Here is a 13,490-nt window from a genome sequence, read left to right as displayed (position 1 = left end):
GCTATCTCCCGTCGGCGAGCCGCAGGCTGTACTCCCGGACGGCGGCGTTGTACGCCTGCTCGTCCAGATCCCACGCGGCGTAACCGGGCTCGGCGGCCCGGTTGAGCTGGGTCTGCAACGTCATCACCGCCGAGGACAGGCCGCTGAACGGCCGGGTGCGCCAGAGCTGCTCCCCGGCCGGGGCGACCTCGATCGTGTCGTCCTCCACCAGGATCAGCCCGGCCCCGGCCAGGCGGCGCACCGACTCCTCCAGGTCCTCCCGGCTCGGCACGCTGTGGTGCAGGAAATCGGCGGCGGCCAGCAGGTCGGCCAGGGTCGCCCCGGTCACCGGCAGCGCCGCGTGCAATGCCCGGTCACGCTCCAGGCGCTCGGCGATGACCGCGGAGACGAAGATCCAAGCGTCGTTCCAATTCCAGTCACCGGCCCCCATGTCGCAATGATGCCGTGCCGTGGCGTCACCGGGAAGCGAATGTGTCCGGAAGATCACTGCGGACCGGTTCCGGCACGGTCAGCTTCGGCAGGAACAGATGCACCAATGGACCGATCGCCACCGCATAGGCGATGGTCCCCACGCCGACCGTGCCACCCAGCAGGAAACCGGCGCCCAGCACGGTCAGCTCGATGCCGGTGCGCACCACCCGGACCGACAGCTTCGGGAACCTCGCCGTCAACCCGGTCATCAGGCCGTCCCGTGGGCCCGGTCCCATCCGGCTGCCGATGTAGAGGCCGGTCGCGAACCCGTTCAGCAGGATCCCGCCGACCAGGTAGCCGACCCGCGCCGGCAGGCCCTCGCCGGCGGGCAGCACCGCGAGCGCCGCGTCCGCGGCGACACCCACGAGGATCAGATTGGCCACCGTGCCGGCGCCCGGTTTCTGTCGCAAGGGGATCCAGAGCAGCAGCACGGGTACGCCCACGAGCACCACGATCCAGCCGAAGCTGATCCCGGTCACCTCGGAAAGTCCCTGGTGGAGGACGTCCCACGGGTTCAGGCCGAGATTCGATTCGACCATGAGGGCGATGCTGACGCCGTAGAGAACGAGCCCGGCCAACAGCTGCGGGACGCGGCGCACAAGATTCATGCTGTCACTCTTCATGCCAATTCACCGATGCTAAAGTGCCAATCTTCGGGAGGTGGCTATGACGACATCGGTTCGTGGAGACCAATTGGCCCGGCTGCTGGGGCGGTGGCATGCGCTGCCCGGCCGCCGGCGCAGCCCCGACTACGCCGCACTGGCCGGCGCCGTCCGCGGTCTGCTCACCGACGGCAGGCTCGCCCTCGGCGTCCGGCTGCCCGCCGAACGGGAACTCGCCGAAGCCCTCGCCATCAGCCGCACCACCGTGTCCGCCGCCTACCGGGCGCTCCGCGAGACCGGCCACCTGACCAGCCGGCGCGGCGCCGGCAGCTGGACCACCCTGCCGCACGGGCACCGCGTCGCCTCGTCCGGCCTGTGGACCCCCGACGACGACCTCGACATGATCGACCTGGGAGTGGCCGCCTCGGCCGCGCCGGTCGAGATCGTGCACGCCGCCCGCGCCGCCGCCGACGACCTCCCGCGGTACCTCGGCAGCTCCGGCTATCACCCGATCGGGCTCCCCGAACTGAGGGCCGCCGTCGCCGACGGGTACACCGCCCGGGGCGTGCCCACCTCCGCCGAACAGATCCTCATCACCAGCGGCACCCAGCAGGCCCTCGATCTGGTGCTCCGCCTCTCCGTGCCGGCCGGCGCCCCGGTCCTCGTCGAGACGCCGACCTATCCCAACGCGCTGGCCGCCCTCGCCGCCCGCCGCGCCCGGATCAGCACCCACGGCCTCGACATCGAACACGGCTGGGACACCGAGATGCTGCTCGGGGCGTTACGGCAGACCCGGCCCCGGATGGCGTACGTGATCCCCGAATTCCACAACCCGACCGGCCACCTGATGCCCACCGAGCTGCGGGAACGCCTCGTCGCCACGGCACACTCCACCGGCACCGAGCTGATCGTCGACGAGGCGTTCGTGGACCTGCCGCTGGACGACCCCACGATGCCGCCACCGGTCGCCGTCTTCGACCGGCACTCCCGGGTCACCTCGATCGGCGGGATGAGCAAACCGTACTGGGGCGGCCTGCGGATCGGCTGGGTCCGCGCCTCCGCCCCGCTCGTGCAGCGCCTCGCCGCGATCCGGGTCGGCGTCGACATGGCCAGCCCGGTTCTGGAGCAGCTCGTCGCCGTACATCTGCTCCGCAGCTCCTCGGAAATCGTCGCCGCCCGCCGCGCCCAGCTCCGGTTCCGGCGGGACGCCCTGGTCGAAGCCCTGCGCGACCAGCTCCCGGAGTGGCGCTTCCGGATCCCCGGCGGCGGTGTCACCCTCTGGGCCGAACTCGACGGGCCGATCTCCAGTGCCCTGTCCCGCGCGGCGGAGGACGTCGGGGTGCGACTGGCCCCGGGCCCGCGGTTCGGTCTGGACGGCACCCTGGAACGTTTCGTCCGGCTGCCGTTCACCCTGGCGGCCGACGATCTGACCGAGGCCGTGCGCCGGCTGGCCTCGGTTCGGCACGACCTTGATCACGCCGCTCGGCCGACCTGGCGTACCCCCACCGTCATCGCCTGACGTTGTTGTCCGGCTGGTTGTCAGGGCTGCCTCGGCGCCGCCGAGACAGCCCTGACAACCAGCCGGATGCCCGCCGTCGGTCCGGGCCCGATCGCGAGCCGTCGTTGCGGCGGGTTACCGGTGGCGGTGGAGACGGCCGGGTGGTCGGCCGTCGTTCAGGCCGGTCATGCGTGGCGGGTAGGCGGTTTCAGGGACGGCTGGGGTGGTCGGCCGTCGTTCAGGCGGGTTGTGGCCGGCGGGTGACCGGCCTGGGCGACGGCTGGCGCTCGGGTGGTTACAGCCAGGTGCCGTTGCGCATCAGGGTGCGGCCGGGGATCTCGTTCGCCTCGCGCCAGGCCTGGATGCGGGTCGGGCGCAGGATCAGGAAGAGGTACGAGGGGCCTGCCGTGCGCGGGTCCCAGTCGGCCTGAGCGGCGTAGGCCTCGCCGATCTCGGCCGCCTCGGTGACGGGGCGGTGGCTCTCCAGGACCGCGTCGATCATCACGACGTCGCGGGTCGGGCCCAGGCCGATGCGGGCCTTGCCGGTCGTGATCAAGGACCTGGCGGTCGGGGAGTCGCGGTCGGTGGCCACGATCAGCCGTTCCTGGAACCAGCCGAGCGTGAGCGGCACCAGGTTCGGCCCGTCCGTGGCCACCCACGCGTCCAGCACCGGCGAGGCCAGCTTGGCGAGGGTGTCGGCCTTGCGCTGCTCGCGCGATCGCACGATGTCCGTCATGCCCACACCCTAGATCCACACATCGGCGCCTGGCTCGCGCACGATGCGGCGGTTCGGCATCCGGCACGACGGCTGAGGGATCTTGGGTGACGGGCTACGGGGGAGGTGGTTCGGGCAGGTGGGTGATCTCGGTGGCGGGTGCTGGAGGTGGTGGGCCGGCGGCTCGATGATCTGGCGTGGGCGGCCAGGGGAGAGGTGGCTCGGTCGCGGCCGGGCTGAGAGGTGGCCACGGGGGAGAGGGATCGGCGGGGCTGCTTCGGGCGTACGGCAAGCGGGGTGGGAAGCGGAAGCCGCGCGGACCGTAAGGGATCAGCCGGGTGTGGGAAAGAGAAGGCCCGGCGACCGCGAGCGGTCGGCCGGGCCGGAAGTAGCAGAAGGGTCAGATCTGGGCGAGGGAGCCCGCGTACATCTCGTCGATCTGCGTGGCGAAGTTCGACTCGACGCTGCGGCGCTTGATCTTCATGGAGGGGGTGACCTCGCCGGCCTCGATGCTGAGGTCGCGGGGGAGGAGGGCGAACTTCTTCACCGTCTCCCAGCGGTTCAGCTTGGCGTTGAGCTCCTTGATGTAGCCCTCGACCAGCGCGATCGTCTCCGGGGCGGCGACGATCTCGGCGTAGGACTTGCCCGCCAGGGGGCCGGAGGCGGCCCAGCCGACGATCGCTTCCTCGTCGAGGGCGATCAGCATGGTGACGAAGTTGCGGTTCTGGCCGATGACGACGGCCTGCGAGGTGTACGGGCAGACGGCCTTGAACGCGCCCTCGATCGCGGACGGGGCGATGAACTTGCCGCCCGACGTCTTGACCAGGTCCTTCTTGCGGTCGGTGATCTTGAGGTAGCCGTCGGCGTCGAGTTCGCCGATGTCGCCGGTGCGCAGGAAGCCGTCGGAGGTGAACGCCTCGGCGGTGGCGTCGGGGAGGTTGTGGTAGCCGCGCATGACGGGGGCGCCGCGCAGCAGCACCTCGCCGTCGGAGTCGATGCGGACCTCGAGGTCGCCGAGCGGCTGGCCGACCGAACCGATCTTGAGCTTGCCGCGCCGGTTGACGAAGTTGGCGGCGCAGGCCTCGGTCATGCCGTAGCCCTCGAGGATCGGCAGGTTGGCCGCGGCGAAGAACTCGCTGATGTCCCGGCTGAGCGCGGCCGACCCGCTGACCAGCACCTTGATGTTGCCGCCGAGCTTCTGCTGCAGCTTGCTGAAGACGAGCTTCTCGGCGATCGAGTACTGCAGGGCGAGGCCGGCCGGGACCGGCTTGCCGGCCTGCTGGAAGGCGACCCGCTTCTTGCCGGTGGCGACGGCCCAGCTGAAGATCTTCGGCTTGAGGCCGGTGCCGGAGAGGCCGCTGGTGACGGTCTTGTTGTAGACCTTCTCGTAGATGCGCGGCGGGGCGCACATCAGCGTCGGCTTGATCACCGCGAGCAGGTCGATGAGCCGATCGACGCGGCCGTCGACATAGGTCGGGACGCCCACGTGCAGGATGCCGCAGAGCAGCGTCTTGCCGAACGCGTGCGACATCGGCAGCCACAGGTAGTGCAGGTCGGTCGGGGAGAACAGCCCGAGGTCCTCCTGCGCGACACCCTCCCAGGTCCAGCCCTTGTGCAGCAGCTCGACGCCCTTCGGGCGGCCGGTCGTGCCGGAGGTGTAGATCAGGGTGGCGACGTTGTCCGGCCCGAGCTGGGCGACCACGTCGTCGATCAGGCTCGGGTTGCGGGTCAGCGCGTCGGCGCCGAGCTTCTCCAGGTCGGCGAGGGTGATCTGGGGCGGGGTGGCGCCGGCGTCGGCGGGGCCGTCGATCAGCACCACCTTGGTCACCGCGGTCTCCGCGCCGGAGATCTTGAGGGCCTGCTTCGCGTTCTCCGCGATCAGGATCTTGGAGCCGGAGTCGGACACGATGAACGTGGTGTCCTCGGGCTCGGTGGTCGGGTAGACCGTGGTGGCGGCCGCGCCGGCGACGTTGATGCCGAGGTCGGCGAGGATCCACTCGAGCCGGGTGTTGGACAGGATCGCGACCCGGTCCTCCAGGCCGATGCCCAGCTCACGCAGGCCCGCGCCGATCGCCCGGACCCGGTCGCCGACCTGCCGCCAGGTCAGCCAGTCGGCCCCCGTGTCGGTCGCGTTCGGCCCGGCGAGCGCCTGCGCGTCCGGGGTCTTGGCCACGCGCTGGAACAGCATGTCCGGGATCGACCGGTAGGGAACCTCGAGAGCCATCGGGCGCCGCCTTAACCACATCAACGGGGGGTACGAAACGTATGTGTTACCGCACAGTAATGGTCATGCGGCACCACGGCTAGATCCTGATCAACCTGCGCCGGTCGTTCCATCCTAGTCAGCCCCCACTACGTTGTCCGTCATGACTTTCCTCGTGATCGGCGGCACCGGGGTCGACACCGTCGTGCCGGTGGCGGACCTCCCCGTGCTCGGCGCCGACTCGGCTCGCCCCAGGGGTCCCATCACCGACCACGTGTCACACACCGGCACGTGCGTGGCGCTCGCCCTGAAAGCGCTGGACGAGCAGGTCACCGTGATCGACACGGTCGGTGACGACGAGCTGGGTGACCGGGTGCGGGCCGCGTTCGGCGGATGGGGGATCCGCCTGCGGGCGGCGCCCGCCCCGGCCGGGACGCGGCGTGCGGTCAACCTGATGAGCCCGGACGGGCGCCGGCTCTCCCTGTACGACGGCCGCGACGTCCCCGGATACCGCCTGCCCGAGGAGTTCTACCGCCCGCTGCCCGCCGGTGTCCGGCACGCCCACGTGACGATCATGGATTACGCCCGGCACCTGCTGCCGTCGCTGCGCGAGTCGGGCGTGACCATCTCGACCGACCTGCACGACTGGGACGGCACGAACCCGCACCACCTCGACTTCGCGCTCGGCGCCGACATCGTCTTCGTCAGCGCGGTGCAGCTGGCCGACGGGTCGGCGGAGCGGATCCTGGCCGAGGGTGTGGCCGCCAAGGTCGTGGTGACGAACGGCGGCAAGGGCGCCGACCTCCACACCCGGGACGGCGTGACGCACCGGGACGCCGTCGACCCGGGCGCGCCGATCGCCGACACGAACGGCGCGGGCGACGCGTTCGCTGCCGCGTTCCTGAGCGCCTGGCTCGGTGGGGCGGACGACGCCGCCTGCCTGGACCGGGCGGTGATCGCCGGGGCGTACGCGTGCACCGCCCCGGTCGGCGCCGGCGCCTTCATCGACCGGGCCACCCTGGACAGCCGTTGGACCTGATCCTCGAGCTGGAGCCGGGCGGGGAACGGACCGCCGCCGTCCACCGCGCGCTGCGGGCGGCGATCGTGGACGGCCGGATCCCGTCCGGGCACCGGCTGCCGGCGACCCGGGCGCTCGCCGCCGACCTGGGCGTGTCCCGGGGCAGCGTGGCCGGGGCGTACGAGCGGCTGGCCGCCGAGGGTTTCCTGGCCGCGCGGGTCGGCGCGGGGACGTTCGTGGCGTTCGGCACGCCGAGCCCGGCGGCCCGCCGGGCGTCCGGTGACGCGTTGCGGCCCCGGGCCGGCTGGACGTTCCTGCCGGAGCCGGCCAGTGGCGAGGCGCCGGCGCCCCGGTACGACTTCCGGGTCGGCATCCCGGACGCCCGGCTGTTCCCGTTCGACACGTGGCGGCGGCTGGTCGGCGCGGAGCTGCGGCTGGGCGCGAACGGCCCGGGGACGTACGCCGAACCGTCCGGCCATCCCGCGCTGCGTGCCGCGATCGCCCGCTACCTGGGGTACGCCCGGTCGGTGCCGGCCACCGCCGCCGAGGTGGTGGTGACCAACGGCACCCAGCACGCCCTCGACCTGATCGCCCGGGTGCTGCTGCGCCCCGGCGACGTGGCCGCGGTGGAGGAGCCGGGTTACCCGCCGGCCCGCCGCCTGCTGACCTCCCTGGGCGTACGGGTCACCGGCGTCCCGGTCGACGCCGAGGGCCTGGTCGTGTCCGAGCTGCCGGACCGTGCCCGGCTGGTCTACGTGACCCCGTCGCACCAGTTCCCGCTGGGCCGGGTGATGAGCCTGGCCCGCCGTCAGGAGCTGCTGGCGTGGGCCCGGGACCGGCGGGCGGCGATCGTCGAGGACGACTACGACAGCGAGTTCCGGTTCTCGGCCCGGCCGCTGGAGCCGCTGTGCACGCTGGACCGGGACGGCCGGGTGCTGTACGCCGGCACCTTCTCCAAGAGCATGCTGCCCGCGATGCGGACCGGGTTCGTGCTGGCCCCGCCCGGTCTGCGCCCGGCGCTGGCGGCGGCCCGGCAGCTCACCGACGCGCACGGGCAGACGGCGGTGCAGGCGGCGCTGGCCCGGTTCATCGACGAGGGGACGTTCGCCCGGCACGTGCGGCGGGCCGGCCGGGCGTACCAGGACCGGCACGCCCGGGTCGCCGCCGGCCTGGCCCGGATCCCCGGCCTGGAGGTGATCCCGAGCGCCGCCGGGCTGCACATGACGGCGTTGGGTGATTTCAGAGATGAGAACCTCGCGCGGGCCCGCCGGGCCGGGGTGGCCGTGGAGGACCTGAGCGCCTACACCGGCGAACCCTCCTCGCAGCGGGGACTGGTCGTCGGGTTCGGCGCCGTCGATCCGGCGCTGATCGAGGAGGGCCTGGCCGTCCTGGAACGACTGATCGCCCGGTAGGCCACCGCGCCGCCGGCGATCACCACGCTGAGCAGGGCGGGCGGCCCGGTGAGCCAGAGCAGCGTGACCACCGCGGCGAAGGCGAGACCGGCCACCACCCGCGACCACACGCCGGGCAGCAGGCGCAGCGCGGCGGCGGTGCCGATCACGTACACCAGGGTGAAGCAGCCGGTGGTCAGCAGCGCGGAGGTGCGCAGGTCCAGCGGCAGGAACACGCAGCCGATGCCGGCCAGGAAGATGAAGGTCAGCGAACGCCGCTGGGCGCCGAACACCCGGGCCGGCAGCGCGCCGTCGGCGGCCAGCGCCACCCCGAGCCGGCTGGCCCCGGCGAAGTAGGCGTTCACCGCGCCCAAGGTCAGCACCACCGCCACCACCGCGGTGACGATCCGGACCGGGCCGCCCAGGCCGATCGCCAGCAGGTCGGCGAGCGGGGCCCGGCTGCCGGCCAGCGCCGGGCCGAGGGCGAGCACGCTGACCAGCGCGACCGCCAGGTAGAGGACACCGACGACGGCGACCGCGATTCCGGTGGCGCGGGGCACGTCACGGCGCGGGTTCCGGTACTCGCCGGACAGCGACGACAGCGCCTCCCAGCCGGCGAAACCCCAGACCAGCAGGGCGGCGGCCGCGCCGATCCCGGCGAAGCCGTGCGGGTTGAACGGGGTCAGGTTCTCCCAGCGGGCGTGCGGCAGCGCGGCGATCACGACCACCACCAGCAGGGTCGCGAGCGAGATCGAGAGGACCAGCTGCACACCGCCGGAGATCTTCAGGCCGAACCAGTTCATGACGTACGCCGTACCGACGATCACGAGGAACGTGGCGAGTTCGGTCGCCCGCCCGCCACCGAGCACGTCGGACACGTACCCGCCGGTGAAGCCGACAGCGACCGGCGCGCCGAGCGGCACCGCGAAGTAGAAGCACCAGCCGACCGCCGCCGACACCCGCGGGCCGAACGCCATCTGCGCGTACGTGGCGACCCCGCCGCCGTCCGGGTAGCGCGCCCCGAGCGCGGCGAAGGTCCAGGCCAGTGGCGCGGAGAGGACGATCAGGGCGAGCCAGGCGAGCAGTGACGCCGGGCCGGCCGCCTCGGCGGCGAGCGCGGGCAGCGAGATCAGCCCGGTGCCCAGGACGGCGCCGACGGAGAGGGCGGCGCCCTGCGCGACGGACAGGTCGGTACGTGCGGTCATGGCACGAACCTAAGGGCCGATCGGCATCCCGGCCGAGCCAATCACGGCCCGGATGGGTGGGCCAATCTACAGGCCGAGACGGGCCGTGCGGAGCCGCTCCGCCACCTGCGGGTCGCCGTCGACGGTCACCCGGGTGGCGCGCTGCCTGCCGAAGAAGAACAGGGCCAGCTCGCCGGCGTCCCCGGCGATCCGGACCTGCGGATCGGGACTGTTGCGCACCGCGGACAGCCCGGTGGCCCGGATCTCGGCGGTGACGCCGACCCGCTTCAGCGCGGCCCGGGACAGCAGTTTCACGTTGCCCCACAGCGTGGCGTCCATCGCCTCGCCGAGCACCCGGGGCTCCCACTGGCCGTCGCCGCGGCGCACGTCCTCGTGGTGGATGAACATCTCCATGGTGTTGGCCAGCGGGTCGACCAGCGGATTGCTGACGGGGCTCCACACCGGCGGGGTGCGCAGCTGGGCGATCAGTTCCTCGTACGGCAGCGCTGCGCGGGCCAGGCGGACGCGTTCCCCGTACCCCGACAAGGGTTTGATCACCATCCCGGCGGCGCTGTCCGGCCGCCGCTCGCGCACCACGATGTGGGCGGCCAGATCCCGCGTGGTCCAGCCCGCGCACAGCGTCGGCGCGTCCGGCCCCTCACGCAGCAGCAGGTCAGCGAGCAGGTCACGCTCCACGCGGGCAAAGTTGGTCATCGGTCGATGATAGGCGTGTAATCGTGGCCACACTGTAAACACTCAGGTGGCTGGGTAGGTAAGGTCGGAGGGGCAGACCAATACTTACCAGTCAGGTAGGAATGTGAGCAGCAGAACCAGCAATGACGTGCTGGGACGGGGTCTGCGAGTGCTCGGTCGGGCGATCCGCACGGAGCCGCGCCTGTTCGTCGTCAGCGCACTCGGCAGCAGCCTCTTCGGGCTGTTGATCGTTGCGAACTCGTACATCGTCGGGGCGATCGTCGGCCGGGTCGTGGTGCCCGCGCTCGCCGAGCGCAGCGTGACCACCGGTGGCCTCGCGCTGGCCGTCGCGGTCCTGCTCGGGATCAGCGCGCTGCGGGTGGCGACCATCTTCGCGCGCCGGCTGGGCGCCGGTTTCATGCAGTTCCGGCTGCAGGCGCGGTACAGGCGCGCGGTGACCCGCCGCTATCTCGCGCTGCCGCCGGAGTGGCATCAGCGGCACGCCACCGGCAGCCTGCTGTCCAACGCCAGCTCCGACGTGGAGGCCACGTTCGCGCCGATCGCGCCGATGCCGTTCGCGGTCGGCACGATCGTGATGATCCTCGGGGCGGTGGTGACGCTGTTCCTCACCGACTGGGTCCTCGCCCTGGTCGGGGTGGCGCTGTTCCCGGCGCTGTTCGCGCTGAACTTCTTCTACTCGCGGCGGATGTCGCCGCGGCAGATCCATGCCCAGCGGATGCGGGCCAAGGTCGCCGCGGTGGCGCACGAGAGCTTCGACGGCGCCCTGGTGGTCAAGACGATGGGCCGGGAGGCCGACGAGTCGCGCCGGTTCGGGGTGTTCGTCACCGAGCTGCGGGACGCGCTCGTGGCGGTGGGGCGGCTGCGCGGCGTGTTCGACCCGCTGATGGAGAGCCTGCCCAGCCTCGGCACCCTGGCCGTGCTGCTGCTCGGCACCTGGCGGCTGCAGACCGGCGCGATCGGGGTGACCGAGCTGGTCAGCGTGGCGTTCCTGTTCACCGTGCTGGCGTTCCCGGTGCGGGCGATCGGCTGGGTGATCGGCGAGCTGCCGCGCAGCGTCGCCGGCTGGGAGCGGGTCGAGGCGGTGCTGTCGGCCGACGGCGATCTGGCGTACGGGTCCGGTGAGCTGTCCGGCGACGGCCCGGCCGAGCTGCGCTTCGAGCGGGTCGGCTACCGGTACGCGCAGGGCCCGCCGGTGCTCACCGACGTGACGTTCACCGTGCCCGCCGGCAAGACCGTGGCCCTGGTCGGCGCCACCGGCTCCGGCAAGTCCACGGTGGCCGCTCTGGCGATGCGCCTGGTCGACCCCGACTCCGGCACGATCGCGCTGGACCGGGTGAAACTGCCCGACCTGTCGGCGCCGGCCCTCGCCGGGGCGACCGCGCTGGTGCCGCAGATCCCGTTCGTGTTCGACGACACGGTCCGCGGCAACGTCGCCCTGGACCGGCCCGGCATCGGCGACGACGAGGTGTGGTCGGCGCTGCGGCTGGCGCAGGCCGACGGTTTCATCGAAGGGCTGCCGGAGCAGCTGGACACCGCGGTCGGAGAGCGCGGCACGTCGCTGTCCGGCGGGCAGCGGCAGCGGCTCACCCTGGCCCGGGCTCTGGCCGGCCGGCCGCGGCTGCTGGTGCTCGACGACGCCACCAGCGCTGTGGATCCGCGGGTGGAGGCGGCGATTCTGGGCGCCCTGCGGCGGGCGGGGACGTCGCTGCTGGTGGTGGCCTATCGGCGGGCCAGCATCGCGCTCGCCGACGAGGTGGTCTACCTGCATCAGGGCCGGGTGGTGGCGACCGGGACGCACGCGGAGCTGATGGAGACGCAGCCGGGGTACCGGGAACTGGTCACGGCGTACGAGAAGGCGGACACGTGAGCGAGGTCGGGACGGTCGCCACCATCCGGCGTGGGCTGTCGCTGTCGCCGGAGCTGCGGACCGGGCTGGCCGGCACGCTCGGGCTGGCGATCCTGCAGATGGCCGGCCGGGTGTCCGTGCCGATCGCCGTGCAGCAGGCCATCGACCACGGCGTCAACGGCCCGCAGGGCCCGGATCCGCGGTTCGTGCTCGGCGTGGTCGCGGTCACCCTGCTGGTGATCGCCGCCTCCACCCTGTGCGGCTATCTGATGACCCGGCGCCTGTTCACCGTCAGCGAGACCGCGCTGGGCGGTCTGCGCTCCCGCACCTTCCGGCACATCCACGACCTGTCGATGCTGCACCAGCAGTCCGAGCGGCGCGGCTCGATGGTGTCCCGGGTGACCGGCGACGTGGACCAGATCTCCCAGTTCCTGCAGACCGGCGGCATCCAGCTGCTGCTCTCGATCGGCCAGCTGATCGTCTCCACGGCGGTGATGTTCGTCTACTCCTGGCAGCTCACCGTGGTGGTGCTGCTGGCGTTCGCCCCGGCGATCGGGGTGATCCGGCTGTTCCAGAAACGGCTCGCCGCCGCGTACCGGACGGTCCGTGAGCGCAGCGGCACGATGCTCGGCACGATCGCGGAGAGTGTGGTCGGCGCCACCGTGATCCGGTCGTACGGGGTGGCCGGCCGCACCGGCCGGCGCCTGGACACCGCCGTCGACGAGCTGCGCCAGGCTCAGCAGATGGCCATGCGCACCAGCGTGACCAGCTTCTCCAGCGGGGAGATCTCGGCCGGGCTGGCACTGTCCGGGGTGGTGGTGGCCGGCACCCTGCTCGGTGTCGACGGCGACATGACGGTGGGCCGGCTGACCGCGTTCCTGTTCCTGGTGACGCTGTTCATCCAGCCGGTGCAGATCGCCACCGAGCAGCTCAACGAGGCGCAGAACGCGGTCGCCGGCTGGCGGCGCATCCTGGACGTGCTCGATGTGGACCCGGACGTGGCCGACCCCGACGACCGGGGGGTGGCGCTGCCGGCGGGGCCGCTGTCGGTGCGCTTCGACCACGTGTCGTTCCGCTATCCCGGCGGCCCGGTGGTGCTCGCCGACGTCGACCTGACCCTGGACGCGCGCCGCAAGTACGCGGTGGTCGGCGAGACCGGCAGCGGCAAGACGACGTTCGCGAAACTGCTGACCCGCCTGATGGACCCGGCGGAGGGCACGGTGCTGCTGTCCGGGACCCCGCTGACCGGCGTGCGGTTCTCGTCGCTGCGGTCGCGGGTGGTGATGGTGCCGCAGGACGGGTTCCTGTTCGACGCGACGGTCGCCGAGAACATCCGGTTCGCCGAGCCGTCGCTCACCGACGACCAGCTGCGGGAGGCGTTCACCGAGCTGGGGCTGGGGGACTGGCTGGCCGGTCTGCCGGCGGGGCTGGACACGCCGGTGGGCGAGCGCGGGGAGGCGCTCAGCGTGGGGGAGCGGCAGCTGGTGGCGCTGGTCCGGGCGTACGTCGCCGACCCCGACCTGCTCGTGCTGGACGAGGCGACCAGCGCCGTGGACCCGGCCACCGAGGTGCGTCTGCAGCACGCCCTGGATTTGGTGACGCGGGGCCGCACCACTGTCGCGATCGCGCACCGGCTGTCCACGGCGCAGGCCGCGGACGAGGTCATCGTGGTGGACGCGGGCCGCGTCGTGCAACGCGGCCCGCACTCCCGTCTCGTCGCCGAGCAGGGTTCGATCTACGCCAAGCTCTACGCCAGCTGGTTGGAACAGACACGCTGACCGGTATCGATCACCGGTGAGATGAGCGCGTCGCCCGCCGCGGCTGCGGTGACCCGCAGCCGCGGCGAGA

11 protein-coding genes are annotated in these 13,490 nt (G+C 72.4%); 5 read left to right on the top strand and 6 right to left on the bottom strand.

What is annotated here, in order from left to right; genetic code table 11:
- Position 1 precedes the first annotated feature (1 nt).
- Positions 2-430 carry a hypothetical protein gene (locus ACZ3II_RS19845; RefSeq protein WP_465519136.1) on the bottom strand — a complete coding sequence of 143 codons (429 nt, stop codon included), beginning with the start codon at positions 428-430 and terminating at the stop codon, positions 2-4.
- 25 nt (positions 431-455) lie between these two features.
- Positions 456-1,079, bottom strand: coding sequence for a membrane protein YczE (gene yczE, locus ACZ3II_RS19840; protein ID WP_465519135.1), 624 nt, complete (start codon positions 1,077-1,079; stop codon positions 456-458).
- 58 nt (positions 1,080-1,137) lie between these two features.
- Between yczE and yczR the strand changes: the two genes are divergently transcribed.
- Positions 1,138-2,592: a MocR-like transcription factor YczR gene (yczR, locus tag ACZ3II_RS19835; protein WP_465519134.1), complete on the top strand. Its 1,455-nt coding sequence runs from the start codon at positions 1,138-1,140 to the stop codon at positions 2,590-2,592.
- Between the two features lie 274 nt (positions 2,593-2,866).
- On the opposite strand, the gene ACZ3II_RS19830 is transcribed toward yczR, so the two are convergent.
- Together ACZ3II_RS19830 and ACZ3II_RS19825 are read right to left on the bottom strand one after the other, a co-directional pair.
- Positions 2,867-3,307: a pyridoxamine 5'-phosphate oxidase family protein gene (locus ACZ3II_RS19830; protein WP_465519133.1), complete on the bottom strand. Its 441-nt coding sequence runs from the start codon at positions 3,305-3,307 to the stop codon at positions 2,867-2,869.
- Positions 3,308-3,686: 379 nt separating this feature from the next.
- Positions 3,687-5,510 (bottom strand): AMP-dependent synthetase/ligase, encoded by a 1,824-nt coding sequence (locus ACZ3II_RS19825; protein ID WP_465519132.1) that lies wholly within the window; start codon positions 5,508-5,510, stop codon positions 3,687-3,689.
- 142 nt (positions 5,511-5,652) lie between these two features.
- Between ACZ3II_RS19825 and ACZ3II_RS19820 the strand changes: the two genes are divergently transcribed.
- Both ACZ3II_RS19820 and pdxR read left to right on the top strand, forming a co-directional pair.
- Positions 5,653-6,528, top strand: a complete 876-nt coding sequence (locus ACZ3II_RS19820) for a carbohydrate kinase family protein (protein WP_465519131.1) — start codon at positions 5,653-5,655, stop codon at positions 6,526-6,528.
- On the top strand, positions 6,519-7,919 hold the full coding sequence (gene pdxR / locus ACZ3II_RS19815) for a MocR-like pyridoxine biosynthesis transcription factor PdxR (protein ID WP_465519130.1): 1,401 nt from the start codon (positions 6,519-6,521) through the stop codon (positions 7,917-7,919). The genes ACZ3II_RS19820 and pdxR overlap by 10 nt, the downstream gene beginning before the upstream one ends.
- Here the strand turns inward: pdxR and ACZ3II_RS19810 are convergent.
- Both ACZ3II_RS19810 and ACZ3II_RS19805 read right to left on the bottom strand, forming a co-directional pair.
- The gene (locus ACZ3II_RS19810; protein ID WP_465519129.1) at positions 7,808-9,103 is read right to left on the bottom strand and encodes an APC family permease; all 1,296 of its coding nucleotides are present in this window, start codon (positions 9,101-9,103) and stop codon (positions 7,808-7,810) included. The two genes, pdxR and ACZ3II_RS19810, sit on opposite strands and share 112 nt — an antisense overlap.
- A gap of 66 nt (positions 9,104-9,169) precedes the next feature.
- The gene (locus tag ACZ3II_RS19805) at positions 9,170-9,796 is read right to left on the bottom strand and encodes a TIGR03085 family metal-binding protein (protein ID WP_465519128.1); all 627 of its coding nucleotides are present in this window, start codon (positions 9,794-9,796) and stop codon (positions 9,170-9,172) included.
- A 103-nt stretch (positions 9,797-9,899) separates the two neighbouring features.
- On the opposite strand from ACZ3II_RS19805, the gene ACZ3II_RS19800 reads away from it, so the two are divergent.
- Together ACZ3II_RS19800 and ACZ3II_RS19795 are read left to right on the top strand one after the other, a co-directional pair.
- Entirely contained in the window at positions 9,900-11,663 is a 1,764-nt protein-coding gene (locus ACZ3II_RS19800) for an ABC transporter ATP-binding protein (protein WP_465519127.1), read from the top strand.
- Complete coding sequence (locus ACZ3II_RS19795) at positions 11,660-13,420, top strand: ABC transporter ATP-binding protein (protein WP_465519126.1); 1,761 nt, start codon at positions 11,660-11,662, stop codon at positions 13,418-13,420. Before ACZ3II_RS19800 ends, ACZ3II_RS19795 begins: the two co-directional genes overlap by 4 nt.
- Positions 13,421-13,490: the final 70 nt, after the last annotated feature.

It is taken from the genome of Actinoplanes sp. NPDC019969, assembly GCF_055562375.1.
Note: the sequence above shows the minus strand (reverse complement) of the source record. Positions and strands in the feature narration are given on the sequence as shown.